Annotated in this window: 23 protein-coding genes; 11 read left to right on the top strand and 12 right to left on the bottom strand. The window is 57.9% G+C overall.

The window, feature by feature from the left end; all coding sequences use genetic code 11:
- The first annotated feature begins 211 nt into the window (after positions 1-211).
- From phoU to ACP4CD_RS14405, 5 genes are all read left to right on the top strand, one after another.
- On the top strand, positions 212-916 hold the full coding sequence (gene phoU, locus ACP4CD_RS14425; protein WP_064023955.1) for a phosphate signaling complex protein PhoU: 705 nt from the start codon (positions 212-214) through the stop codon (positions 914-916).
- Positions 917-1,042: 126 nt separating this feature from the next.
- On the top strand, positions 1,043-1,765 hold the full coding sequence (locus ACP4CD_RS14420) for a DUF445 domain-containing protein (protein ID WP_082885271.1): 723 nt from the start codon (positions 1,043-1,045) through the stop codon (positions 1,763-1,765).
- A gap of 7 nt (positions 1,766-1,772) precedes the next feature.
- Entirely contained in the window at positions 1,773-2,549 is a 777-nt protein-coding gene (locus ACP4CD_RS14415; RefSeq protein ID WP_426991426.1) for an alpha/beta fold hydrolase, read from the top strand.
- 140 nt (positions 2,550-2,689) lie between these two features.
- Positions 2,690-2,974 carry a hypothetical protein gene (locus ACP4CD_RS14410; RefSeq protein WP_426991425.1) on the top strand — a complete coding sequence of 95 codons (285 nt, stop codon included), beginning with the start codon at positions 2,690-2,692 and terminating at the stop codon, positions 2,972-2,974.
- A 133-nt stretch (positions 2,975-3,107) separates the two neighbouring features.
- Positions 3,108-4,337 carry a pyrophosphate--fructose-6-phosphate 1-phosphotransferase gene (locus ACP4CD_RS14405; RefSeq protein WP_426991424.1) on the top strand — a complete coding sequence of 410 codons (1,230 nt, stop codon included), beginning with the start codon at positions 3,108-3,110 and terminating at the stop codon, positions 4,335-4,337.
- A gap of 87 nt (positions 4,338-4,424) precedes the next feature.
- Here the strand turns inward: ACP4CD_RS14405 and ACP4CD_RS14400 are convergent, their stop codons facing one another.
- The 3 genes from ACP4CD_RS14400 to ACP4CD_RS14390 all read right to left on the bottom strand — a co-directional run bounded on the left by ACP4CD_RS14400 (position 4,425) and on the right by ACP4CD_RS14390 (position 6,277).
- Positions 4,425-4,832, bottom strand: coding sequence for a DUF1348 family protein (locus ACP4CD_RS14400; RefSeq protein WP_426991423.1), 408 nt, complete (start codon positions 4,830-4,832; stop codon positions 4,425-4,427).
- A gap of 198 nt (positions 4,833-5,030) precedes the next feature.
- Positions 5,031-5,666 carry a pyridoxamine 5'-phosphate oxidase family protein gene (locus ACP4CD_RS14395; protein WP_426991422.1) on the bottom strand — a complete coding sequence of 212 codons (636 nt, stop codon included), beginning with the start codon at positions 5,664-5,666 and terminating at the stop codon, positions 5,031-5,033.
- Positions 5,663-6,277 carry a TetR/AcrR family transcriptional regulator gene (locus ACP4CD_RS14390; RefSeq protein WP_426991420.1) on the bottom strand — a complete coding sequence of 205 codons (615 nt, stop codon included), beginning with the start codon at positions 6,275-6,277 and terminating at the stop codon, positions 5,663-5,665. Before ACP4CD_RS14390 ends, ACP4CD_RS14395 begins: the two co-directional genes overlap by 4 nt.
- Positions 6,278-6,474: 197 nt before the next feature.
- Here ACP4CD_RS14390 and ACP4CD_RS14385 point away from each other — a divergent pair, with 197 nt between their 5' ends.
- Together ACP4CD_RS14385 and ACP4CD_RS14380 are read left to right on the top strand one after the other, a co-directional pair.
- The gene (locus ACP4CD_RS14385; protein ID WP_426991419.1) at positions 6,475-6,873 is read left to right on the top strand and encodes a hypothetical protein; all 399 of its coding nucleotides are present in this window, start codon (positions 6,475-6,477) and stop codon (positions 6,871-6,873) included.
- Between the two features lie 329 nt (positions 6,874-7,202).
- Positions 7,203-7,829 (top strand): TetR/AcrR family transcriptional regulator, encoded by a 627-nt coding sequence (locus tag ACP4CD_RS14380; RefSeq protein WP_281022138.1) that lies wholly within the window; start codon positions 7,203-7,205, stop codon positions 7,827-7,829.
- Here ACP4CD_RS14380 and ACP4CD_RS14375 read toward each other — a convergent pair.
- Positions 7,800-10,523, bottom strand: a complete 2,724-nt coding sequence (locus ACP4CD_RS14375) for a cation-transporting P-type ATPase (RefSeq protein ID WP_426991418.1) — start codon at positions 10,521-10,523, stop codon at positions 7,800-7,802. The genes ACP4CD_RS14380 and ACP4CD_RS14375 overlap by 30 nt on opposite strands.
- A 120-nt stretch (positions 10,524-10,643) precedes the next feature.
- On the opposite strand from ACP4CD_RS14375, the gene ACP4CD_RS14370 reads away from it, so the two are divergent.
- Positions 10,644-10,847 carry a hypothetical protein gene (locus ACP4CD_RS14370; protein ID WP_426991417.1) on the top strand — a complete coding sequence of 68 codons (204 nt, stop codon included), beginning with the start codon at positions 10,644-10,646 and terminating at the stop codon, positions 10,845-10,847.
- A gap of 46 nt (positions 10,848-10,893) precedes the next feature.
- Here the strand turns inward: ACP4CD_RS14370 and ACP4CD_RS14365 are convergent, their stop codons facing one another.
- Positions 10,894-11,649, bottom strand: a complete 756-nt coding sequence (locus tag ACP4CD_RS14365; protein ID WP_426991416.1) for a HesA/MoeB/ThiF family protein — start codon at positions 11,647-11,649, stop codon at positions 10,894-10,896.
- 202 nt (positions 11,650-11,851) lie between these two features.
- Between ACP4CD_RS14365 and groES the strand changes: the two genes are divergently transcribed.
- The 3 genes from groES (at position 11,852) to ACP4CD_RS14350 (ending at position 14,663) form a co-directional block, all read left to right on the top strand.
- Entirely contained in the window at positions 11,852-12,139 is a 288-nt protein-coding gene (gene groES, locus ACP4CD_RS14360; protein ID WP_064023967.1) for a co-chaperone GroES, read from the top strand.
- A gap of 56 nt (positions 12,140-12,195) precedes the next feature.
- Positions 12,196-13,836 (top strand): chaperonin GroEL, encoded by a 1,641-nt coding sequence (groL, locus tag ACP4CD_RS14355; protein WP_064023968.1) that lies wholly within the window; start codon positions 12,196-12,198, stop codon positions 13,834-13,836.
- Positions 13,837-13,928: 92 nt separating this feature from the next.
- On the top strand, positions 13,929-14,663 hold the full coding sequence (locus tag ACP4CD_RS14350; protein ID WP_281022142.1) for an Hpt domain-containing response regulator: 735 nt from the start codon (positions 13,929-13,931) through the stop codon (positions 14,661-14,663).
- Positions 14,664-14,678: 15 nt separating this feature from the next.
- On the opposite strand, the gene ACP4CD_RS14345 is transcribed toward ACP4CD_RS14350, so the two are convergent.
- The 7 genes from ACP4CD_RS14345 to rsmA all read right to left on the bottom strand — a co-directional run bounded on the left by ACP4CD_RS14345 (position 14,679) and on the right by rsmA (position 23,502).
- Positions 14,679-17,609 carry a FimV/HubP family polar landmark protein gene (locus ACP4CD_RS14345; protein ID WP_426991415.1) on the bottom strand — a complete coding sequence of 977 codons (2,931 nt, stop codon included), beginning with the start codon at positions 17,607-17,609 and terminating at the stop codon, positions 14,679-14,681.
- A gap of 70 nt (positions 17,610-17,679) precedes the next feature.
- Positions 17,680-18,702 (bottom strand): aspartate-semialdehyde dehydrogenase, encoded by a 1,023-nt coding sequence (locus ACP4CD_RS14340; protein ID WP_168029894.1) that lies wholly within the window; start codon positions 18,700-18,702, stop codon positions 17,680-17,682.
- Positions 18,703-18,706: 4 nt separating this feature from the next.
- A complete protein-coding gene (leuB, locus tag ACP4CD_RS14335; RefSeq protein ID WP_064031301.1) occupies positions 18,707-19,789 on the bottom strand; it encodes a 3-isopropylmalate dehydrogenase in 1,083 nt (360 codons plus the stop codon).
- A gap of 12 nt (positions 19,790-19,801) precedes the next feature.
- Positions 19,802-20,446: a 3-isopropylmalate dehydratase small subunit gene (leuD, locus tag ACP4CD_RS14330; RefSeq protein ID WP_064031300.1), complete on the bottom strand. Its 645-nt coding sequence runs from the start codon at positions 20,444-20,446 to the stop codon at positions 19,802-19,804.
- A gap of 2 nt (positions 20,447-20,448) precedes the next feature.
- Positions 20,449-21,855 (bottom strand): 3-isopropylmalate dehydratase large subunit, encoded by a 1,407-nt coding sequence (gene leuC / locus ACP4CD_RS14325; RefSeq protein WP_426991414.1) that lies wholly within the window; start codon positions 21,853-21,855, stop codon positions 20,449-20,451.
- A gap of 72 nt (positions 21,856-21,927) precedes the next feature.
- Complete coding sequence (gene adk, locus ACP4CD_RS14320) at positions 21,928-22,566, bottom strand: adenylate kinase (RefSeq protein WP_168029898.1); 639 nt, start codon at positions 22,564-22,566, stop codon at positions 21,928-21,930.
- A 141-nt stretch (positions 22,567-22,707) separates the two neighbouring features.
- Positions 22,708-23,502 carry a 16S rRNA (adenine(1518)-N(6)/adenine(1519)-N(6))-dimethyltransferase RsmA gene (gene rsmA, locus ACP4CD_RS14315; protein ID WP_168029900.1) on the bottom strand — a complete coding sequence of 265 codons (795 nt, stop codon included), beginning with the start codon at positions 23,500-23,502 and terminating at the stop codon, positions 22,708-22,710.
- Positions 23,503-23,512 lie beyond the last annotated feature (10 nt).

Here is a 23,512-nt window from a genome sequence, read left to right as displayed (position 1 = left end):
CGCTCGCGCTAAACACGGGCAATGCGCGTCACTCCATCCGCGCCGGCACAAACCGGCTGCCTCATTAACCTTTTACGATGTTATTGGTTTGGCTGTCCGCCTCGGCTTACGGGGATTGTCGTTCCGGATAGCGGTCCTGTCACATTCCTGTAACTTGTTGGGCTTACAGTCAGGCGTTTCCGGCTTTGGGCCGTTTTACGAGTGGCGAACGATGACGACTTTGAGCGAGAGCGCGACTGGCGCGCACACTGTGCGGGCATTCGACGATGAATTGCAGCAGTTACACAGCTTGTTGCTGACGATGACCGAACTGCTGATGCGGCAGTTGGAACAGGCGATGCGGGCACTGGACGCCGGCGACATGGACTTGGCGGAGAAGGTACTGGCGCGTGCCAGCAAGGTCAAACATTGCGAAACCCGAATCGACAACGAGGTCTTGGCGCTGATCGCCAGGCGCTGCCCGGTGGCTAACGATCTGCGCACGGCAATTTCCAGTTCGAAAATCGTTGTCGAGCTGGCGAAAATCGGCGAGGAGCTTGCGGACTTCACCCGATTGATCACGGTGCTATACGATCCGGATACCAGCGACCCGAATCCCAAGCTACTGGCCGACATTATCAAGATCGGCGATTTGATCAGGCTGATGTTGAGCAAGTTGATTCAGGCGTTGGAGCAGAGCGACACCGAACCGGCCTACGCCTTGTTGCGTCACGACAGGGATTACGAAATCGAGTTGCAGGAAGGTATACGCCACCAGTTGGCTCTGGTTCTGAAGGACGTCAGGATGACGCGCCGCGCGCTGGATGTGATGCAAATGATGAAAGCGCTAGAACGCTGCGGCGAGCATAGCCGTAATATTGCCCAGTACTTGATTTTCATGCTGGACGGTATCGACGTACGCCACGCTCGCGGTTAATCTCTTCACGCCATTTGGCGTTCCAATCCTACACGGCGTGGGGCATTCGGTCCGCCCCTCGTCGCTCCTGGCTGCAATTACGGTTAAAATAGCCGGCTATCACTGACTTCGTTGTGGCTTATCGGCATGAAAAGACTATTGAACCAGAGCTTTCTAACCAACCTTATTTCGTTGGTGGTGATCGTCGCAGGCTACGTCAGTCCCTACTATCCCGAAACCTTGAAGGCTATCGGTTTTTTCGCGTTTTCCGGGGCGATTACCAACTGGCTGGCGATTCATATGTTGTTCGAGAAAGTGCCGTTTTTGTATGGCTCCGGCATCATTCCGGCGCGCTTTCAGGAGTTCAAGGCGTCGATCAAGGCCTTGATGATGGAACAGTTTTTTACCGTCGCCAATATCGAACAATTCATCGAGCGCGAGGAAGCCCAAGGCGGCCGGGTGTTGAACCTGGAGCCGCTGCTGAATGCGGTCGATTACGACAAGGTCTACGAAGGTTTGGTGGCGTCCATTATGAATTCGTCATTCGGCGGGATGCTGTTGATGATGGGCGGCGAGGAAGCCCTGCAACCGTTGAAGCAACCGTTTACCGATAAGATGCGGCTGACCTTGGAGGAAATGGCCGAGTCTGATCGCTTCAAGCAAGCGCTACGGCAAGGCTTGAACGCACACCGCATCGGCGAGGATTTGACCGGCAAGATCGAAGCCGTCATCGACAATCGCTTGGCGGAATTGACGCCGAAAATGGTTAAGGACATGGTGCAAGGCATCATCAAGCGGCATTTGGGCTGGCTGGTGGTGTGGGGCGGCGTATTCGGCGGGGTGCTCGGCGCCGTGTTCGGTTTTGCCTGAGACGCATATGACGACGCTCGAACTGGCCTACGAGAGTTACGGCGAACCGGGCGGCACGCCGTTGCTGTTGATCCATGGATTCATGGCGTCCTCGCGCAATTGGCGGACCGTCGCCAAACAACTGGCGCGGCGTTACCATGTTTATGTGCTGGACATGCGCAACCACGGCGTTTCGCCGCATGCGACGCTGCTAGACTATCCGAGCATGGCGGCGGATTTGGCGGCGTTTATCGACAGTCTGGGACTGGATCGCGTGCATTTGTTGGGGCACAGTATGGGCGGAAAGGTGGCGATGTGGCTGGCGCTGCAGCAACCGCAGCGGATCGACCGCTTGATCGTCGCCGATATCGCGCCGGTCGGCTACCAACACAGTTTCGATGCGCTGATCGACGCGTTGCGGGCCGTGCCGGTGGACAGCATCGTTAACCGCAAGCAGGCCGAGGAGGCTCTGGCGGACGGCATTCCCGATCAGGCCTATCGGCAATTTCTGCTGCAAAACCTGTTGCTGAAAGATGGCCGTTACCAGTGGCGCATCGATTTGGACATTATTCGGGATAACGCCCATCACATCGTCGGCTTCCCGGACGCGGCGGGCCGGGCGTATTCGCGGCCGGTGCTGTTTATCGGCGGCGGCAAGTCCCGCTACCTCGATCGCGCGGCGATTGGTCGATTGTTTCCGCTCGCCAGCGTCTCCGAAATTCCCGATACCGGGCATTGGCTGTATGTCGAAGCTCCGCAAGCCTTCTGCGGTTTGGTGGACGACTGGCTTGCCGGGCCGGATTAGCTGCTCGGGCCGGTTTTGAACCTTGGTACACTTGCCGGAATTCGCTAGAACATTAAGCTTGCTTTCCCACTTGTTCCGACCATCGGGTCGAATCGACAAGCTGCGGAATTCTCAGTTTGAAACGCGCGGGGCAGCCCAAAATGACAGATCTTTTCTTCCGTAGGCGCCGGTTTCGGCGGATCGGCAAGTCGGCATTGACGTTGGCCGAGTTGTTGGCGACCGGCCGGAACGCGCCGCTGAGCGATTATCTATCGTTATCGCTCAGCGATTGCGGGCAGTACACCAAGATCAGTCTGACTACGACCGATGCCGAACCGGTCACTTATTCGGCCCTGATGACCGACGCTTCTCAAGCCGATCTGCAATCCCTGGTATTCGTCGCCCAAAACGGCCGGCAAGCCAACGACCCCCGCATCACTTCCTGATTCAGCTTCGGTCGGGGCCTGTGCTAAAATCGCCGGCCTAGCGGCGCGCGGGCCTCAGCGCATCCAACCGCCGCGAATGCGGATTCCGCATCGAGTACCACCACTTTCTCAACCGATAACCATCAACACGCTCATGAACAAACCCAAAAAAGTCGCAATCCTTACGGCCGGCGGTTTGGCGCCATGCCTGAACTCCGCCATCGGCAGCCTGATCGAACGTTACACCGAAATCGATCCCAGCATCGAAATCATTTGCTACCGGGGCGGTTACAAAGGCCTGTTGTTGGGCGATTCGTATCCGGTGACCGCCGAAGTGCGCCAAAAAGCCGGTTTGCTACAACGTTTCGGCGGCTCGGTGATCGGCAACAGCCGGGTCAAGCTGACCAACGTCAAGGATTGCGTCAAACGCGGTTTGGTTAAGGAAGGCGAAGATCCGCAAAAAGTCGCGGCCGACCAATTGATCAAGGACGGCGTCGATATTCTGCACACCATCGGCGGCGACGATACCAATACCGCGGCGGCCGATCTGGCGGCGTTTTTGGCAAAGAACAACTACGGTCTGACCGTGATCGGTTTGCCGAAAACCGTCGACAACGACGTGTTTCCGATCAAGCAATCGCTGGGTGCCTGGACCGCCGCCGAGCAGGGCGCGCGTTATTTCATGAATGTGGTGGCCGAGAACAATGCCAACCCGCGCATGCTGATCGTCCATGAAGTGATGGGCCGCAACTGCGGCTGGCTGACCGCCGCGACCGCCCAGGAATACCGCAAATTGCTGGATAAAGCCGAGTGGTTGCCGGAGTTGGGCTTGAGCCGCGCGTCCTACGAAGTCCACGCAGTATTCGTTCCGGAAATGGCGATCGATCTGGAAGCCGAAGCCAAGCGCCTGCGCGAAGTCATGGACAAGGTCGATTGCGTCAACATCTTCGTATCCGAAGGCGCTGGCGTCGAGTCCATCGTCGCCGAAATGCAAGCCAAGGGCCAGGAAGTGCCGCGCGACGCGTTCGGCCATATCAAGTTGGATGCGGTCAACCCCGGCAAATGGTTCGGCGAGCAATTCTCGCAGATGGTCGGCGCCGAAAAAACCCTGGTGCAAAAGTCCGGTTACTTCGCTCGCGCCGCCGCGTCGAATATCGACGATATGCGCTTGATCAAATCCTGCGCCGACTTAGCGGTCGAATGCGCGTTCCGCCGCGAATCCGGCGTGATCGGCCACGACGAAGACCAGGGCAATGTGTTGCGAGCGATCGAGTTCCCGCGTATCAAAGGCGGTAAACCTTTCAATATCGACACCGACTGGTTCAACACCATGCTGAGCGAAATCGGTCAACCTAAAGGCGGCAAGGTCGACGTCAGCCATTAAGCCGCGTTTGATTTTTTGGTGTTCTAGGGGCGGATTGATCCGCCCCTTTTTATTGGCGCCGCCGCCATTCGCCGCGACCGATCGGCTTCACAATCCCAATTCGGTCAAACCGGCGTGATCGTCCGGGCGCCGGCCCAAAGGCCAATGAAACAAGCGCTCGCCGTCCTTGATCGGCAAATCGTTGATGCTGGCGAAGCGGCGTTGCATCAATCCGTATTCGTTGAACTCCCAATTCTCATTGCCGTAACTGCGGAACCAGTGGCCGGTGTCGTCGTGCCACTCGTAGGCGAACCTTACCGCGATGCGGTGGTCGGTAAACGCCCACAACTCCTTGATCAGCCGGTAATCCAGTTCCCGGGCCCACTTGCGCTGTAAAAATTCCTTGATCTGTTGCCGACCGACCGGAAACTCGGCGCGGTTGCGCCAGCGGCTGTCCTCGGTATAAACCTGCACGACCCGGTCCGGATCGCGGCTGTTCCAGGCGTCTTCGGCCATCCGCACTTTTTGCGCGGCGGACTCGGCGGTAAAGGGGGTAAAGGCGGTTTGGTTTCCATGATGTGCTCCGGATAAGGAAAATTGCCAGGGAGACAGCTTTGTCTACAGGTTGATCGTATCAGGATGTAGACTGATTTGTCTACATGAGGCTCGGTATTCCAGAGTTAAGTGATCTTGAACGGCTTTCCCGCGAGCTCTTTATTCTGTTCGATTTAATACCGCCGCCAAATCCGTCTCGTCTCCCGCCAAATGCGCATCGCGCGGCGGCAATACGTCGGCCACCGCAGCCAAGCGTTTCCAGGCCGGCGCCGGAGTTTTTCGTTCGGCTTTGGGCACGAAAGCCGATTCTTCGACCAGCGTCATTTTATGAATGTAGCGCGGGCAATTTGGGAACATTTCTCTAAGGGTCACCCGTACCACCAGTTCCGCTTCCGGCCATTCGCCGCGCAGAACATCGTCGACTTCGATATAAGCATCGCCGTTGAACCGCAAACGCGCTTGACGTTGAAAATCGACGAACAGCAAGCTGACATGCGGAATGATAGACACATTGCCGGCGGACAGATACATACCGCTGCCGTCGTATAGCGGGAAGGCAATGGTCGTTTCGTCCAAGACCCTGACGAAGCCGGTGGCGCCGCCCTTGTAAGAACAGTTGGGTCGGCCGGCTTCGTCGACGGTTGCCAGGAAAAACATGTTTTGCGCTTCGATAAACTCCCGGTCTTCCGGGCCGATTTGCGTGTCCACAATCGCTTCCCGCAAGCGGTCGGCCAACGCGCGGGTTTCGAAACGATCTTGGAAGTGCCGGCTCCCCTCGTGATAAAAGTCGGTCATTCGTTAGTCCTGGTTTGATGGTGGTTGGCTGCCGCTGGTATGGCGGACGCCTGTTGGTAGGTGGCGATCAAAATTTCAGCCACTCGCTTGGCCTGCCGCGATGCGCCGGCATGGCGTTTCATTTGTTCCGAGACGATGGCGCCTTCGACCAGTAACGTGATTTGCGTTGCCAGACTATCGTGGCCAACGATGCCGCATGCCGCGGCGAGGCCGCTGATGAAGGCCGAGAATTTGTCGTAAAACTCGGCGGAAAGCTGGTGGACCGGATTGCCCTCTACCGGAAATTCGGCCGCGGCATTGATAAAGGCGCAGCCGCGAAAACTCGGAACCGACATCCAATCCTCGATCACGTCGAAAATCGCCAATATCTTGTCCTTGGGATGCTCGGCTTTGTTGTTGAGTTGCTCGACGAACCAGTGCGTAAAGTCTTCATCGCGCTTGCGTAGAAAAGCCAGCACCAACTCGTCTTTCGACGAGAAATAGTTGTACAGCGTCATTTTGTTGGTGCCGGCCAATTTGACGATGGCGTCGATGCCGGTGGCCTTGATACCTTGGCTGTAAAACAGCTCGGTGGCCGCGTCGAGCAAGCGTTGTTGTAGGTTTTTTGCCATACGGATGTTATGTCGGTCCAATTTGCCAAGCGGTCAAGGGCGGCGGATACGATAAGGCCAATTTCTCGTTTGACAGCTTGCTTACCGTTCAATATACAATAAATTAACTTACCGGTAAGTAAGTTTTCGAGATTCGCGTCCGGGATAGGTCTTGAATCAGAACAGGGTATTTTTTCAAATCAGACAAAGAGGTTGTGATGAGTGTATTACTGTTGGGTGCGGCTGCCTGCATCTTGGCGTTGATATTGTCGGCGTGGTTGATGACGTTTGCTCGCTGGTTTCCGATCGAAGGCGTCGACGGCAAGTTTCTGGTGGATTACAAAACCATGATTCGGGCGCATGTGGATTACGCCTTGATGGCCTTGTTCAATTTGGGTTTTTACGGCATCGGCATCGATCTGCCGATAGTGGCTTGCTGGTGCGTCGCTATCGGCGGCTTCGCCAATCCGACCGTATTTACCATCGCCGCCTTCGATACCGATTTTTGGCGGAAGGCGCATTGGCGCGTTTATACCGCAGCCTCGTTTGTCGTTTCGACCATTGGTTTCTTGTGGGTAGGTTATGTGTTAGCCCAAGCCGGCTTGGCCGCGCTATAGATTTTGGGACGAAACCGTCTGGAAAGAAACCGACCAGGTCGTCGTTAACAATCCATCGGCTGTCTCGGCGGAAGGTCCGTCGAAGTTAACTTGAATCTTCGAATAGTGCATCGTGAACCCTACGCGCAAGTGGGCGAACATAAGAGTTTGCTTGCCTGCGCCGGCTGCTTGAACGCCGGTATCGCGTGGCGGAGAAACGATTCGTTACGGAACCCATCGCAGTTGCCGTCGGGTTCCGGCTCAACGCGTTCTTTTGATCCGGCCGGACTGGCGCCGTGATTGGGTTCGGTGGGAGCGCCGGCTCGACAATCCGCGCTACAATCGCCAACATGAATGACAAGAGTCCATCGATAGCCGATAAACCGCCGCGCGAGCGTATTTTGCTGACCGCGCACGATCTGTTTTACCGTGACGGAATCCGCGCCACTGGCATCGACAAAGTCATCGCCGAATCCGGCGTGACCAAGGTGACGTTTTACCGGCAATTCCCTAGCAAGAACGATTTGATTCTGGCGTTCTTGAATTACCGCCACCAGCGTTGGATGGCGTGGTTCGAGGACGCGCTGGCCCGCCACGGCGGCCGGGACGGTGGCGGCCTGGCGCCGGTAAGCTTGGCGCTGGCGGAGTGGTTCGACAACCCGTTGTTTCGCGGTTGTGCGTTTATCAATAGCGTCGCCGAGTTAGGCGGGGCGATGCCGGACGTGGTGGCGATCTGTCGAGACCATAAACAGGATATGGAGCGGGTAATAGCCCGCTTGCTGCCGGATGGCCCGATGCGCGGCCGTCTGGCCGAGGCGGCGGCGATTGCGGTGGATGGCGCCATCATCCGGGCGCAGGCCGAGCCTAATCGCCCAGACGACGAGGCCGCGCGGCGAGCCGCGCTACGCGGCCTGGAAACCTTACTAACGGCGTTGTCGGCCGCCGGCTTAGCCGGGGTTGAAGCGGCGCCAGATTAATTTTTCTAGCCCCACCATTGCATAAATCACCCAGCCGACCGCGACGATTAACAACCATTCCTCGCTGCCGATCGGCGCGCTGCCGAACAAGGCTTGCATGGTCGGCCAATAAGTGAATAGCAGTTGCAGTCCTATCATGCTTAATACGCCAAATATCACCCAGGGGTTGGAAAACACTCCGACCTTGAACATCGAGTAGCGCAACGAGCGGCAATTGAACAAATAAAACAATTCGCCGAAGACAAAGACGTTGACCGCGACCGTGCGGGCCTTGGCGAGCGTTTCGCAGTGACTCAATTCCCACTCGAACAAACCGAACGCGCCGGCCAACAACAGCACCCCGACCAGGCAAATTCGGAATGCCAAGTGCTTGGTGAGTATCGGTTGGTCGGGGCTGCGCGGCTTGCGCCGCATCAGGCCGGGTTCCTTGGGTTCGAAGGCCAGCATCAAGCCCAGCAACACGGCGGTGGTCATGTTGATCCACAAAATTTGCACCGGCGTGATCGGCAGGGCAACGTTGGCAAACACTGCGGCCGTTATCACCAAGCCTTCGCCGAGATTGGTCGGTAGGGTCCAGGCGATGAATTTGATCAGATTGTCGAACACGCCGCGGCCTTCCTCGATCGCGGCTTCGATGGTCGCGAAGTGGTCGTCCGTCAAAATCATCGCCGCGGCTTCCTTGGCGACTTCGGTGCCGCCCATGCCCATTGCCACGCCAATATTGGCTTGGCGTAGCGCGGGGGCGTCGTTGACGCCGTCGCCGGTCATCGCCACGACGTGGCCGGCCGATTGTAGCGCTTCTACCAGTGCCAGCTTTTGTTCCGGGGCGATGCGGGCATAAACCGAGCAGGCCGCTAGCGTTGCAGGGTAATCGGCCGGCGCGAGCCGTTGCAACTCAACGCCACTGATCACCCGCTCGGCCTGGCGCATGCCGAGTTGCTTGGCGATGGCCAGCGCGGTGACCGGATGGTCGCCGGTAATCATTTTGACGGCGATGCCGGCCCTGTAGCAGGCGGCAATCGAGGCTACCGCTTCCGGCCGGGGCGGGTCCATCATTGCTTGCAGGCCGATCAGCGTGAGGCCGCCGGCGACTTCGGCGTGGGCCAGCGCGTCGTCTTGATGGTCGCGGCGGGCGAAGGCCAATACCCTCAGGCCCTGTTCGGCCATCTCTTCCAGTTGGCGAATCAGGCGCTCCTTGTTGAGCGCGACCGGCAGCATATGGGGGTCCAATGCGCTGTCGCAGCGGGCCAGCACGCTTTCCAAGGCGCCTTTTACATAGATCCGCCGACTGTCGGTCGTCGGGTCATGGTTCAGCGTTGCCATGAATTGGTGTTGCGATTCGAACGGGATCGCGTCCAGGCGGGGATGAGCGGCGCTGACGGCGGAGTGGTGCAGGCCGGCCTTGTGAGCGGCCACCAGCAGCGCGCCTTCGGTGGGGTCGCCTTCGATGCGCCAATGGTTGGATTCGGCGATCAGACGGGCGTCGTTGCACAGTAAGCCAGCCTTCAGACATTCCATTAGCGCCGGATAGCTTAGGTGGTCTATCGTTTGGCCGTTGTGGTGAAACTCGCCGTCCGGCGTGTAACCGGAGCCGCCGACTTGAAAATAGTCGCCGCCGGCGTATATCGCTTGTACCGTCATTTGGTTTTGGGTGAGCGTACCGGTTTTGTCCGAACAGATGACGGTGGTGCCGCCCAGCGTTTCGACGGCGGGCAATTTGCGGACAATGGCGTTGCGTTTGGCCATCCGCGATACGCCGATTGCCAGTGTGATTGTAATCGCGGCCGGTAAGCCTTCGGGTATCGCGCCGACCGCCAGCGCGACCGAGGCCATGAACATTTGCAGCATCGATTCGCCGCGCCAGACACCGACCGCAAAGGTCAGCACCGCGCAGCCGACGATGACCCACAACAGCCATTGGCTGAACTCGCTCATTTTTTGAGTCAGCGGTGTGTCCAACTCGGTGGCACTGGCGATCATCCGGTTGATTCGGCCGATTTCGGTGCGGTCGCCGGTTTCGACGACGACGCCGACACCACTGCCGAACGTGACTAGCGTCGACGAATACGCCATGTTGGCGCGGTCGGCGAGTAGGGTTTCGGCGGCCAGCGTCGCCGGGCGTTTTTCGACCGCCACCGACTCGCCGGTCAAGGCCGATTCGTCGATTTGCAGATCGCGGATGCGCAGCAGGCGCAGGTCGGCCGGTACCTTGTCGCCGGATTGCAGCACGACGATGTCGCCGGGTACCAATTCCGGCGCGGCGACGGCGCGGCGCTGGTCATCCCGCAACACCGTGGCGCCGACGCTTAACGCGCGCGCCAGGGCATCAATGGCGCGGATCGCGTTGAATTCCTGAATGAAGCCGATCAGCGCGTTGACCACTACCACGCCGAAGATGACGCTACTGTCCACCCATTCTTCCAGAAATGCGGTGACGGCTCCGGACAGCAGCAGGATGTAAACCAGCGGTTGGTGAAATTGCGACAAAAATAGTCGGACCGGTCCCTTGCCGCGACGGGGTGTCAATCGGTTAGCGCCGTAATCGGCCAGCCGTCGTTCGGCCTCGGCGGCCGACAGGCCCTGGCCGATATCGACGCTCAATTCGCGGAGCAGTTGATCTTCGGCGACGGCGTGCCAAACGGTTTTTTCGGCGGAGGGTGAACCGGCTTCGGCGGATCGTTTTCTGATGGGCATCGGCTTCCTTGAGGCTGGCGAAAATTCGCGCTTGTTCCCCGGTAATTATAGGGTTATAGTCCGAACCGAGGCCTAAGGCCTTATTTTAGAAAAATAAAAACAAAACAATCGGAGGTAGTTATGGGTGGAGTCATCGAGCTGATGGTGCTGATGTTGATCATTGCCGTGTTCGCATTCGCGCCGCTAGGGTATTTTATTTACATGTACACGATGAAAAACGGTGAGCCCTTCGGCGACATCGAGCCGCACGGCGATAGCGAGTCGGCGTTGTTGAATACCGTCGCCAGGACCATCGAAATGATCAGGCACAAAATCGGCAAATAAGTTTAAGGAGCGTCGAAAAAGCCGGGGCAACCCGGCTTTTTTGCGACTATCGGTGTGAAACGCTGCCGCAGGTTGGGCAAGCCGGGTTGCGTTTTAGGCGCATGCCATGCCATTCCATCGTTAAACCGTCCAATAGTAGTAATCGGCCCGTCAACGGCTTGCCGCAGCCGACTAGCAGCTTTATCGCTTCCAGCGCCTGCATGCTGCCGACGATGCCGGTGATTGGCGCTATCACGCCGTTTCTGGCGCAGTTTTGCAATTCCTCGCCGTCGTTTTGGTACAAACAGTTATAACACGGACTGTTGTCCCGGCCCGGTGTAAATACGCTGATTTGACCTTCGAAACGGATGGCCGCGCCGGACACCAGCGGTTTGCCGGCCGTTACGCAGGCGCGGTTGATCGCGAAACGGGTCGGAAAGTTATCGCTGCAATCCAGTACCAAGTCGGCTTCGGCAACTTCGCGCGTCAGAGTGTCTCCCGCCAGTTTGGCCTTGTGGGCCTCTACCGAGACCCCCGGATTGATCTTTTTCAAGGTCGCTCGGGTTGAAATCACTTTATCCAACCCTATATCGGCGGTGTCGTGAGCGATCTGGCGCTGTAAATTGCTCAAGTCCACTTGGTCGTCGTCGTAAACCACCAGTTTGCCGACGCCGGCGGCGGCCAGATACATCGCGGCCGGCGAGCCAAGCCCGCCCGCACCGACGATCAGCACCGAGGCGGACAGTAGTTTTTGTTGGCCGGCGATGTCGACCTGCGGCAGCATGATCTGACGGCTGTAGCGGAGTAATTGTTCGTCGTTCATATCTTGTAAGGCTGTCGGCAAGGACCAGATGATGCCAAAGAGCTTGACAGAGTGCAAAAGCGGGATATTATTAGCACTCGTCGATAGAGAGTGCTAATAACTCGGATGCGGTTTAAAAGCCGGTCCTTCGGATCGCCGGGGCTGAGTTTTAAAACGTTTCTTAACTTGTAACTTTAACTTTATCCATATTGAGGAGACCTTGATGAACATTCGTCCGTTACATGACCGTGTAGTCGTTAAACGCGTGGAAGAAGAAACCAAAACCGCCGGCGGCATCGTGTTGCCCGGTTCCGCGGCCGAAAAACCGAGCGAGGGTGAGGTGTTGGCGGTAGGTGCCGGCAAACCGCTCGATAACGGTCAAGTGCGCCCAATGGCGGTTAAAGTTGGCGATAAGGTGCTGTTCGGTAAATATTCCGGTACCGAAGTGAAAGTCGACGGCGAGCAATACATCGTCATGCGCGAAGAAGACATCATGGGTATCCTGGGTTAATCCCGGATTGCCTAACACACCACATTGATTTCAAACTCATTTTTAGGAATTAAGAAATGGCAGCAAAAGACGTAAAATTTGGTGGCGATGCCCGTGCATTGATGGTCGCGGGCGTTAATATTTTGGCCAACGCGGTAAAAGTCACCCTGGGCCCTAAAGGCCGTAACGCGGTTCTTGACAAAAGCTTCGGTGCCCCGACCATCACCAAGGACGGCGTATCAGTCGCGAAAGAAATCGAATTGAAAGACAAATTCGAAAACATGGGCGCGCAAATGGTCAAAGAAGTGGCGTCCAAAACCTCCGACGTCGCCGGCGACGGTACCACCACCGCCACCGTACTGGCGCAAGCCATCGTTAACGAAGGCCTGAAATCGGTTGCCGCCGGCATGAATCCGATGGATCTGAAACGCGGTATCGACAGCGCGGTAACCGCCGCCGTTGCTTCAATCGAGAAAGCGGCCATCCCTTGCAGCGACAGCAAAGCGATTGCACAAGTCGGCACCATCTCGGCCAACTCCGACGAGTCCGTCGGCGCGATCATCGCCGAAGCGATGGAAAAAGTCGGTAAGGAAGGCGTTATTACCGTCGAGGAAGGTACCGGTTTGAACAACGAACTGGATGTCGTCGAAGGCATGCAATTCGATCGCGGTTATTTGTCACCGTACTTCATCAACAAGCAAGAAAGCATGAGCGTCGAACTGGACGATCCTTTCGTGTTGTTGTACGACAAAAAAATCTCCAACATCCGCGAAATGTTGCCGATTCTGGAAGGCGTGGCCAAATCAGGCCGTTCCTTGCTGATCATCGCCGAAGACGTCGAAGGCGAAGCCTTGGCGACGTTGGTGGTCAACAACATGCGCGGTATCGTGAAAGTCGCGGCAGTGAAAGCCCCTGGCTTTGGCGACCGTCGTAAAGCCATGCTGGAAGACATCGCGGTTCTGACCGGTGGCGTCGTGATTTCGGAAGAAGTCGGTTTGTCTCTGGAAAAAGCCGACATCAGCCAATTGGGTACCGCGAAACGCGTCCAAATCAATAAAGAAAACACCACTATCATCGATGGTGCCGGTGACGAAAGCCAAATCAAAGGCCGCGTCGCGCAAATTCGCGCGCAAGCCGACGAAGCGACTTCCGATTACGATCGTGAAAAACTGCAAGAACGTCTGGCCAAACTGGCTGGCGGCGTAGCGGTCATTAAAGTCGGCGCCGCGACCGAAGTGGAAATGAAAGAGAAGAAAGCCCGCGTGGAGGATGCGTTGCATTCAACCCGCGCCGCGGTTGAAGAGGGCGTCGTGGCCGGTGGCGGTACCGCGTTGATCCGCGCCTTGTCCGCGTTGGACGGCCTGAAAGGTATCAACCACGATCAAGACGTAGGTATTAGCATCCTGCGCCGCGCGATGGAAGAACCTTTGCGCCAAATCGTCACCAACGCCGGCGATGAAGCGTCCGTGGTACTGAACGAAGTCAAAAAAGGCAGCGGTAACTTCGGTTACAACGCGGCAACCGGCGAATACGGCGACATGATCGCGATGGGTATTCTGGACCCCGCGAAAGTCACCCGCTCCGCGTTGCAAAACGCCGCATCCGTGGCTGGTCTGATGATTACCACCGAAGTAATGATCGCCGACGCGCCGGCCGACAACAAAGCTCCGGCAATGCCTGACATGGGCGGCATGGGCGGCATGGGCGGCATGATGTAATCGTGCCGTTTAGCTCACGCTAAATCAACCCCGGTCTTCGCAGGAAGCCGGGGTTTTTTATTGCCGGCGGAAAGATCGGCGCGAAGAAAAAGGTGGCAGTGGTGGTGCAAAACTTCTCGGTGTTGATTGCCGACGACAACGATCTCAATCGCTGGTTGTTGCGCGAACAACTGGAAAATTGGACGGGCAATATCCACGAAGCCAGCGACGGTTTGCAAGCTTGGCACACGTTGCGACAGACCGAATTCCGCATCGTGTTCCTGGATGTGAATATGCCGGGACTCGACGGTCTGGCGTTGATCGACAAATTGCGTACTAGCGAAGTGAGCTGGAACGGTGTTCCGGCCGTAGCGGTGACCGCTCATGCCGGCGAGGACCAACGTCAAGCCGCGATGGCGGCCGGATTTGACGATTATTTGGTAAAACCTATCCGGCTGGAGCACTTGCGGCAAGTCCTGGACCGATGGTTGGAGCCCGAGAGGCCCGGTGAATACGGCGCTTGTCTGTTGCGTAAAACCGGCGACAACCGCCGCCTAACGTTTAATTTGTTGGAACAGTTTTTCGCGGAATTGCCCGGCCAAGTTGCCGACATAGATGACGCGCTGCAGCAGGGGCGCGACGAAGAGGCCTGGAAGATCGTGCATAATTTGCACGGCACGTTTTGCTTTTTCGAGTTCGCCGATTGCCGGGCGCTAGTGGCGGCGTTGGAAACGGCTATCAAACATGATTCACGGTTGGTTCCGGCGAGTTTTCGAGCATTTCAAGTCAGAATGACATGGCTAACGGCGAACAAAGCTGCCGTTATGCAAGGCTTGATTGCCGACTAAACCAAGACAAGACCCTTATTTCAGCTCGTCCAGCAGGGCTTGAGCGGCGGCTTGCTGTTGTTTGGAGCCCTTTTCGAGGACATCGTTGGCGATGGATTTCGCGGTTTCGGTATCGCCCATGTCGATGTAGGCTTTGGCCAGATCGATTTTGGTCTCGAATTCGTCCATATCGGTCAGGTCGGCAACGCCTAAGTCGGGCGTGCCGTCCGCGCTGGTCGGTACGATCGGCGCGTCGAAGTCGAAATTGAAATCGAACTCGTCGTCGCTGGTCGTCAAACCGGGCGATTCGCTGGTGCTGGCAGATTTAGAGTTATCCTCAAAACCGGAAAAATCGAAACTATCCAGTTCTAGGGTTTCAATGGTTGGCGACGTGTCCTTGGGTTTCGGTTTGGCGGGTTCGGAAAAATCCAGTTCGAAGTCGAAATCGAAGCTGTCCGGCACCGTGGAACTTGCCGTCTGTTTCGGATCGGCGGCTTTGTCCGCGGGAATTTCCAGGCCCGAAAGGTCGAACGACTCTAGTTCCAGCTCCGTGCCGGCCGGCGTGGGTTCCGGTGTTCTGTGGGACTGTTTAGGGAGGGGCGCTTGCTCGACATCGAAGTTGAAGTCGAAACTTTCCAACTCGTCGGTATCGGTCGCGAGCTGCTTAGCGCTAGCCGGTTCGTCCTGGGGTAGCTCGGTCGGCGTTTCCAGAGCGGTCAAAGAGAACTCAAAGCTCTCGATTTCAGGTTCCGCGCGAGCCGTTGTCGGCGTGACCGCTTCGGTAACGGCTTTGCTGTCCGCGGCAAAGGCGACCAGATCGAAGTCTAAAGAATCGGGCGTCGAAACGACGGCGTCGGACTTGCGGGTTGCCGATTGGACCGTGCCGATTTCGAAATCCAGACTTGCCAGGTCATCGTTAGTCGTGGATGATGCGGAGGTCAGATCGTTTAAGTCGAAATCCAGGCCGTCACTTAAACTGGCGTTGAGATCCAAATCCAATTCGGCGAAGTCGTCGTCCAGCGAAAACTCGGTCTCGGCGCTTTGCGCGGCGACCGGTGCCGGTTTGACGGTTTCGACCGGAGCGGGCGCCGCGACGCCGCTTCCACCGAATAGCGGCAGATCGGGAGCGATTTCCATCGCCATGTCGCTGACCTTGTTCCAAAAGGTCTTGTCGGCGGTTTTGCCAGCCGCGGCGAGCTCTTCGACAAATTGCACGAATCCGCTTCTGTTCTCGCTGGCGTAAAAAATTTCCAGCAGCTTCAGTTTACATTCATCGCGGTGCGGTTGTTCGCTGATCGCGGTGCGCATCAATTCTTCGGCTTGTTGGTAGCGGCCGTAAGCGAGATAGACATCGGCTTCCGAAATCGGGTCGATTTCGTTTTGATCGGTATCGAATGCGTCGAAATCGCTAGGCGTGAAGTCGCTGATAAACGAGCTTTCGCCAACGGTACCGACGTCGTAATCGTCGGTGCTGCTGATGTCCATGACCGGCACCGACAGGCTGCTTTCGGTGTCCGGCATCCGGATCTGGCTGGCCGATGCGAACATGCTTTCGGTGTTGGTGCGTTCGTCTATTTTCCGCTTACGCCATAGCAGCCAGCCGAGCAGACCCAGCATGCCGGTGCCCAGGCCGCCGACGCCCCAGTAATATAAATCGGAGTCGAAGAAGCTCGGTTCCTCGACGGGCGGCGGTACCACAACGGGCGGTGGCGGCCGTTTTCGCGGTTTGGCGGGCTCTGCTTGGGCCGGCGCCGGTTGCGCGACCTCGGCTACCGGCGCCGGCGTGGTCACGGCGGGCGCGGGAGGAGGCTCGGGCGCGGCGACCGGCGGCTGAGTCGGATTCGCGGACGCTTGTTGGCTAGGCGCGGGTTGCGGTTGGGGCGGTGGCGCGACGGAATCCGCTGGCGTCTGGGCCGGTTTGTTGTTTTGCAAGGTGGCGAGTTGTTGGTCCTTTAATGCCAACAACTGTTGCATCATGCCCAGTTGTTGTTCCAGCTTTTCGATTCGGGCCTGCAGTTCCAGCGCCTTGCCGTCGCCGGTTTGATCAGAAGCGCCGCCAATACCGGCTTGCGCGGTTTTTTCAGCGGTCTTGGCTTGGCTGGCGACTACCGCGTGTTCCGGAATTTTCGATTCGGCAGGTGCCACCAGTTCCAGCGGTTTGGCAATCGAGGCTTCGGCCGGTTTGCGGGCGCTGGATTTCGCGGTTTCGGCGCGCGGCGGTTTCGCTTGGGCTTGCGCCATGCCGTCGGCCGCCGGAATTTTCAGAACCGCGCCTTCCTTCAGCGAATTGATATTGCCGTTGAAAGCGCCGGGGTTCGCTTTGTACAAAGCATTGAGCATCTGTTGCGCCGATACGCCGCGTTCTTCACTGAGTTGCGTCGCGATGCTCCACAAGGTGTCGGAACGTTGCACCGGGCCGAACTCGCCGTCGGTCGCGATCGGTTGCGTCGGTTCGGGGAGGGCGGCATTGCGGATCGCCTTTCGCGGCGCGCTACGTATTGGTCGTTGCACGGGCTCCAGAGGTTCGGCGCTGAAGGGCGTCGCATCGACTGCCGGAAGGACCGCTTGATTATAGCTGGTGGGCGGATCGATCAGCAGTGTGAACTCTCGCGTCATACTGCCTTGCGGCCAAGTGACTTCAAGCAGGAAATCCAGAAAAGGTTCGGTGACGACTTCTCGGGTTGTGACTTTGACCAGGATGCCGCCGTCGGCCTGTACCACCGGTTCTAAACGAAGCTTGGACAGGAAGTAATTCCAAGGTACGCCGGCCTGATCGAATTTTTCCGGCGGCGCCAATCTGACCGAGACGTCGCTAGGGTTCTCGCCGTCGGCGACGCTTAGGCGGATTTGCGCATTCAGGTTTTGGTTCAGCGAAGAGTGCAATTGTATGTCGCCAATGCCCAGCGATTGACCGCTGACGGGGGCCAGCAGGGAAACAACCGCTAAAGTCTTAGTAAAATGGCGCACATTGCTTTCCTTCACTGGTATATACCTCGGTACTGGCGGAATCGCAGGTTGGACATGGGCTAAGGTTAGCCTAGATGTAACTTTTTACCAGAACCTCGGCGATCTGCACACTGTTAAGCGCGGCACCTTTCCGGACATTGTCGCCGACCACCCACAGGTCGATTCCCGTCGGGTGGGAAATGTCCTCGCGGATGCGCCCGACGAACACATCGTCGTTGCCGGCCGACTCGGTCACCGCGGTCGGGTAGCCGCCGTTCGCCCGTTCGTCCAACAGGGTCACGCCAGGAGCCTTGCTCAGCAGTTCGCGTACTTGCTCGGCGCTGATCTTTTGCTTGGTCTCGATGTGCACGGCTTCGGAATGGCCGAAGAACACCGGTACCCGCACCGCCGTCGGGTTGACCAGAATACTGTCGTCCCCCATGATTTTGCGGGTTTCCCAGACCATTTTCATTTCTTCCTTGGTGTAGCCGTTGTCCATGAACACGTCGATTTGCGGCAACACGTTGAAGGCAATTTGCTTGGGGTAAACCTTGGGTTCGATTGGCTTGGCGTTGAGCAGGTTAGCGGTTTGAGTTGCCAGCTCCTCGATCGCTTCCTTGCCGGTACCGGACACCGCTTGGTAGGTCGCGACGTTGATGCGGCTGATGCCGACCGCGTCGTAGATTGGTTTCAAGGCCACCAGCATTTGTATCGTCGAACAGTTCGGATTGGCAATGATGCCGCGATTTTTGTAATCGGCGACTTTCTCCGGATTGACCTCGGGCACGACCAACGGAATATCGTCGTCGTAGCGAAATTGCGAAGTGTTGTCGATGACCACGCAGCCCGCGGCGGCGGCCTTCGGCGCGTACTCGGCAGACACCGAGGCACCCGGCGAGAACAGGCCGATTTGGACTTTGGAAAAATCGAAAGTCGCCAGATCTTCGACGACCAGCGAGCCGCCCTTGAACGGAATGCGCTTGCCGGCGGAGCGTTCGCTGGCCAGCGCATAGACTTTTCCGACCGGAAAATTGCGCTGTTCCAGGATTTCTATCATCGTCTCGCCGACCGCGCCGGTGGCGCCGACGACGGCAACATCATAGGTTTTTGCCATGGTCTTAAGCTCCTTTCAACGCGCCGAGGACGGCGTCGCCCATGCCGGAGGTACTGACTTTGGTCGTGCCTTCCGAGTAGATGTCGGCGGTGCGGACGCCGCTGTCCAACGCACTATTGACCGCTTGCTCGATGCGCTCCGCGGCATCGTTGCGATTGAAGGTGTAGCGCAGCATCATCGCCACCGACAATATCGTCGCCAGCGGATTGGCGATGCCCTGGCCCGCGATGTCGGGCGCCGAGCCGTGGATCGGTTCGTACATGCCCTTGGCATTGGCGTCCAACGAGGCCGACGGCAGCATGCCGATCGAGCCGGTCAGCATCGCGGCGATATCGGACAGAATGTCGCCGAACATATTGGTGGTGACCAACACGTCGAACTGCTTGGGCGCGCGCACCAATTGCATGGCCGCGTTATCGACGTACATGTGGCTCAGCGCCACGTCCGGATAGTCCTTACCGACTTCGGTCATCACGCCGCGCCACAGTTCGGTGACTTCCAACACGTTGGCCTTATCCACCGAACACAACTTCTTGTTACGTTTTTGGGCGATCTTGAAGGCCGAATGGGCAATACGGCGGATTTCCGATTCGCTGTAGATTTTGGTATTGATGCCGACTTTCTCGCCGTTTTCGGCGACATGCACCCCGCGCGGCTGGCCGAAATAGATGCCGCCGGTCAATTCGCGGACGATCATGATGTCCAGGCCGGACACCACTTCCGGCTTCAGCGTCGAGGCATCGACCAGTTGCGGATAGAGAATCGCCGGCCGCAAATTCGAGAACAGATTCAGTTCCGAACGAATGCCGAGCAGGCCGCGCTCCGGGCGCACCGCGTGAGCCAACGGCTCCCATTTCGGGCCGCCGACCGCGCCGAGCAGCACCGCATCGGCATTTTTGCACAGGTTCAGGGTTTGCTGGGGCAGCGGCGTGCCGAAGGCGTCGTAGGCGGCGCCACCGACTAGCGCATTTTCAAAACTCAAGCCCAAACCCATGTCGGCGTTCAGAAAGCTCAGCACTTTCACCGCTTCGGCAACAATTTCCGGGCCTATGCCGTCGCCGGGCAATACTGCGATTTTTTTAGTCATCTATCTACCTATCTAAACTGAAGCGTTCTGAAACAGCCACGGAGCGCGTTTGGCGCGTTCGACCTCGTAGGCTTTGATTTTGTCGGCATGCTGCAAGGTCAAACCAATATCGTCCAAGCCGTTCAACAAGCGGAAACGGCGGTTTTCATCCACGCTGAACGCGATCGTCGCGCCGCCGGGCGTGGTGATGGTTTGCTCGTGCAAATCAATGGTCAATCGGTAGCCGTCCGCAATTTCCTTGAACAAACGGTCAACCGTTTCCGCCGGCAATACGATGGGCAGGACGCCGTTCTTGAAGCAATTATTGAAGAAAATATCGGCAAAGCTGGGTGCGATGATGGCCCGGAAACCGTAATCTTCCAAGGCCCATGGCGCGTGTTCGCGCGATGAGCCGCAGCCGAAATTCTCGCGGGTCAGCAGGATTTGCGCGCCTTGATATTGCGGCTGGTTCAGTACGAAATCCGGATTCAGCGGACGCTGGCTGCAATCCATCTCCGGTTCGCCGCGATCCAGATAGCGCCATTCGTCGAACAAGTAGGGGCCGAAGCCGGCGCGGCGGATCGATTTCAAAAATTGCTTGGGAATGATTGCGTCGGTATCGACGTTGGCCCTGTCCAGCGGCGCGACCAATGCTGTTAAGGTGGTAAAGGCCTGCATGATTAGCGTTCCTCCGCGATATTGACGAAATGGCCGGCGATCGCGGCAGCGGCAGCCATCGCCGGGCTGACCAAGTGGGTGCGGCCGCCGTAGCCTTGGCGGCCTTCGAAGTTGCGGTTCGAAGTCGAGGCGCAATGTTCGCCGGCTTCCAGGCGGTCGGCATTCATCGCCAGGCACATCGAGCAGCCGGGCTCGCGCCATTCGAAGCCGGCGGCGGTAAAGAGCTTGTCCAAGCCTTCGGCTTCGGCTTGCTGTTTGACCAGGCCGGAGCCGGGCACGATCAGCACTTGCTTGACCGAATCGGCCTTGCGGCGGCCGTTAATGACCGCGGCGGCGGCGCGCAGGTCTTCGATGCGCGAGTTGGTGCAGGAACCGATGAAGACCCGATCGACCGGGATGTCGGTAATTTTTTGATTGGCCCGCAAGCCCATGTAATGCAAGGCGCGCAACATGCCTTCGCGTTTGACCGGATCGCTCTCGGCGGCTGGGTCGGGTACGGCGGCATCGACGGCCACCACCATTTCCGGCGAGGTGCCCCAGGTGACTTGGGGTTTGATGTCGGCGACGTTCAATTCGACGATTTTGTCGAATTTGGCGTCGGCGTCGGAATGCAGGTTTTGCCAGTAGCGCACCGCCATGTGCCAGTCATCGCCTTGGGGCGAGTAGGGGCGACCGTGGTAATAGTCGATAGTCACATCGTCGACCGCCACCAGTCCGGCGCGGGCGCCGGCCTCGATCGCCATATTGCAGACCGTCATGCGGCCTTCCATACTCAGCGCGCGGATCGCATCGCCGCCGAATTCTATCGTGTAACCGGTGCCGCCGGCGGTGCCGATCCGACCGATAATGGCCAGCACGATGTCCTTGGCGGTGACGCCCGGACCGGCTTGGCCGTTCACTTTAATCAGCATGTTCTTGGCTTTCTTTTGCACCAGGCATTGGGTCGCCAGCGCGTGTTCGACTTCGGAGGTGCCGATGCCAAAGGCCAGCGCCGCAGAGGCGCCGTGGGTCGAGGTGTGCGAGTCGCCGCAAACCACGGTCATGCCGGGCAGCGTCGCGCCTTGCTCGGGGCCGATGACATGGACGATGCCTTGACGCAAGTCGTTCATGTCGAATTCAGTGATGCCGAATTCGGCGCAGTTTCGGTCCAGGGTTTCGACTTGCAAGCGCGATACCGGATCGGCGATGCCTTGGTGGCGGTCGCTGGTCGGCACGTTATGGTCGGCGACCGCCAGGTTGCGGGCAATGCGCCAAGGCTTGCGGCCGGACAGGCGCAAACCGTCGAAGGCTTGCGGCGAAGTCACTTCGTGCAGCAATTGCCGGTCTATATAGATCAGGCACGAGCCATCGTCTTCGGTGTGAACGACGTGATCGTCCCAGAGTTTGTCGTATAAGGTTTTACCTGCCATCGCGGGTTCTCTTTTATCTGTAGGGTACGCAATGCGTACCGAATTCAAGCTGGAAGGTACGCGGTGCGTACCCTACGCCAATGCAGCGAACAATTTGTCGGTGATGTCTTGCACCGAACCGACGCCGGCAATCGACGCGAATTTGGCGGATTGTCCCGGCGCAGAATAAAAACCGACCAGCGGCTTGGTTTGTTCGTGGTAGACGCATAGGCGCTTGCGAACGGTGTCTTCGCGGTCGTCGTCGCGTTGGATCAGCGCTTCGCCGGTGACGTCGTCGATGCCTTCGGCTTTCGGCGGATTGAACACGACGTGGTAACTGCGGCCCGAGGCCGGGTGCACGCGGCGGCCGCTCATGCGTTTGATGATTTCCTCGTCGTCGACGGCGATTTCGACCACGTAATCCAGCTCAACACCCATGTTCGCCAGCCCTTCGGCTTGAGCGATAGTGCGTGGGAAGCCGTCCAGCAGAAAGCCGTTGGCGCAGTCAGCTTGGGCGATGCGCTCCTTGATTAGTCCCAAAATGATGTCGTCGGAGACCAGACCGCCGGCGTCCATCACTTTCTTGGCTTCCAGGCCTAGCGGCGTACCTTCGCGGACCGCGGCGCGCAACATGTCACCGGTCGAGATTTGCGGAATCGCATATTTCTCGGTGATGAACTGGGCCTGGGTGCCTTTACCTGAACCTGGACTACCTAACAGGATGATACGCATAGCTATGACTCCGGAGCATGAATCAGGCGGGTCTTGCCTGGGAAAAGATGGAAAGGATTGACGGTTTCGGCGTGGCGCGAGTCCGCCGTTAAAAAACCCGGCATTTTATCGCAATTGACTGGGCTTGCCGTTAAAAACTTGTCAAGGATTTTCTGCTTGGAAATCGGCATGGTTGGCCAGTCGCGCGAACTCGGCCAGCGAGATCGACTCGGCGCGTAAATTGGCGTCGATGCCCAGTCGCTCGAACAGTTCGGGGCCGACTAAGCCCTTCAACGAGTTGCGAATGGTTTTGCGACGTTGGGTAAAGGCCTGGCCGACCAGTTGCGAGAAATTGCGGAAGTTCGCGACGTCGACCGGAGCTTGTGCGTGCGGCGCCAGTCGGACGATGGCCGACATCACTTTGGGTGCCGGATCGAAACTTTCCGGCGGGACGTCGAATAACGCTTCGGTTTCGCAGAAATACTGCATCATCACGCTGAGGCGGCCGTATTGTTTTCCGCCCGGCTCGGCGCAGATCCGCTCGACGACTTCCTTCTGCAGCATGAAATGCATGTCTTCGATACAACGGGTGTTTTCCACTAAATGGAACATCAGCGGCGTCGAGATGTTGTAGGGCAGATTGCCGATGACGCGCAACTTCTCGCCGGGTTGGGCGAGCGCGGCGAAGTCGAAAGTCAGGGCGTCGGCGCTGTGTATCGTCAGTTCGGCGCGGCCGGCGTATTGTTTTTGCAGGCGGGCGACCAGATCGCGGTCCAGTTCGACGACGTCGAGCCGGATGCCGCTGTCCAGCAAGGGTTTGGTCAGCGCGCCCAAGCCGGGACCGATCTCGACCCAGTGCTCGCCGGCTGCCGGGTGGGCGTGCGCCAAGATATTGTTGATGATCGCGGAATCGTGCAAGAAGTTTTGGCCGAAGCGTTTACGGGGCTGGTGAGTCATGGGCGATGCG

Origin of the sequence: Methylomonas stagni, assembly GCF_050154735.1 — a bacterium.
Classification (GTDB): domain Bacteria; phylum Pseudomonadota; class Gammaproteobacteria; order Methylococcales; family Methylomonadaceae; genus Methylomonas; species Methylomonas koyamae_A.
This window is presented reverse-complemented; position numbering and strand designations above follow the sequence as displayed.

Bases quoted from the DNA above. Each gene is read 5' to 3' on its own strand.
- ACP4CD_RS14405 (WP_426991424.1), top strand. From the start codon at position 3,108: ATGAACAAACCCAAAAAAGTCGCAATCCTTACGGCCGGCGGTTTGGCG.
- ACP4CD_RS14415 (WP_426991426.1), top strand. From the start codon at position 1,773: ATGACGACGCTCGAACTGGCCTACGAGAGTTACGGCGAACCGGGCGGC.
- ACP4CD_RS14340 (WP_168029894.1), bottom strand. From the start codon at position 18,702: ATGGCAAAAACCTATGATGTTGCCGTCGTCGGCGCCACCGGCGCGGTC.
- ACP4CD_RS14400 (WP_426991423.1), bottom strand. From the start codon at position 4,832: ATGGCCGAAGACGCCTGGAACAGCCGCGATCCGGACCGGGTCGTGCAG.
- ACP4CD_RS14410 (WP_426991425.1), top strand. From the start codon at position 2,690: ATGACAGATCTTTTCTTCCGTAGGCGCCGGTTTCGGCGGATCGGCAAG.
- leuD (WP_064031300.1), bottom strand. From the start codon at position 20,446: ATGCAGGCCTTTACCACCTTAACAGCATTGGTCGCGCCGCTGGACAGG.
- ACP4CD_RS14385 (WP_426991419.1), top strand. From the start codon at position 6,475: ATGAGTGTATTACTGTTGGGTGCGGCTGCCTGCATCTTGGCGTTGATA.
- adk (WP_168029898.1), bottom strand. From the start codon at position 22,566: ATGCGTATCATCCTGTTAGGTAGTCCAGGTTCAGGTAAAGGCACCCAG.
- rsmA (WP_168029900.1), bottom strand. From the start codon at position 23,502: ATGACTCACCAGCCCCGTAAACGCTTCGGCCAAAACTTCTTGCACGAT.
- leuC (WP_426991414.1), bottom strand. From the start codon at position 21,855: ATGGCAGGTAAAACCTTATACGACAAACTCTGGGACGATCACGTCGTT.
- ACP4CD_RS14370 (WP_426991417.1), top strand. From the start codon at position 10,644: ATGGGTGGAGTCATCGAGCTGATGGTGCTGATGTTGATCATTGCCGTG.
- ACP4CD_RS14420 (WP_082885271.1), top strand. From the start codon at position 1,043: ATGAAAAGACTATTGAACCAGAGCTTTCTAACCAACCTTATTTCGTTG.
- leuB (WP_064031301.1), bottom strand. From the start codon at position 19,789: ATGACTAAAAAAATCGCAGTATTGCCCGGCGACGGCATAGGCCCGGAA.
- ACP4CD_RS14365 (WP_426991416.1), bottom strand. From the start codon at position 11,649: ATGAACGACGAACAATTACTCCGCTACAGCCGTCAGATCATGCTGCCG.
- groL (WP_064023968.1), top strand. From the start codon at position 12,196: ATGGCAGCAAAAGACGTAAAATTTGGTGGCGATGCCCGTGCATTGATG.
- ACP4CD_RS14390 (WP_426991420.1), bottom strand. From the start codon at position 6,277: ATGGCAAAAAACCTACAACAACGCTTGCTCGACGCGGCCACCGAGCTG.
- ACP4CD_RS14395 (WP_426991422.1), bottom strand. From the start codon at position 5,666: ATGACCGACTTTTATCACGAGGGGAGCCGGCACTTCCAAGATCGTTTC.
- phoU (WP_064023955.1), top strand. From the start codon at position 212: ATGACGACTTTGAGCGAGAGCGCGACTGGCGCGCACACTGTGCGGGCA.
- ACP4CD_RS14380 (WP_281022138.1), top strand. From the start codon at position 7,203: ATGAATGACAAGAGTCCATCGATAGCCGATAAACCGCCGCGCGAGCGT.
- ACP4CD_RS14375 (WP_426991418.1), bottom strand. From the start codon at position 10,523: ATGCCCATCAGAAAACGATCCGCCGAAGCCGGTTCACCCTCCGCCGAA.
- groES (WP_064023967.1), top strand. From the start codon at position 11,852: ATGAACATTCGTCCGTTACATGACCGTGTAGTCGTTAAACGCGTGGAA.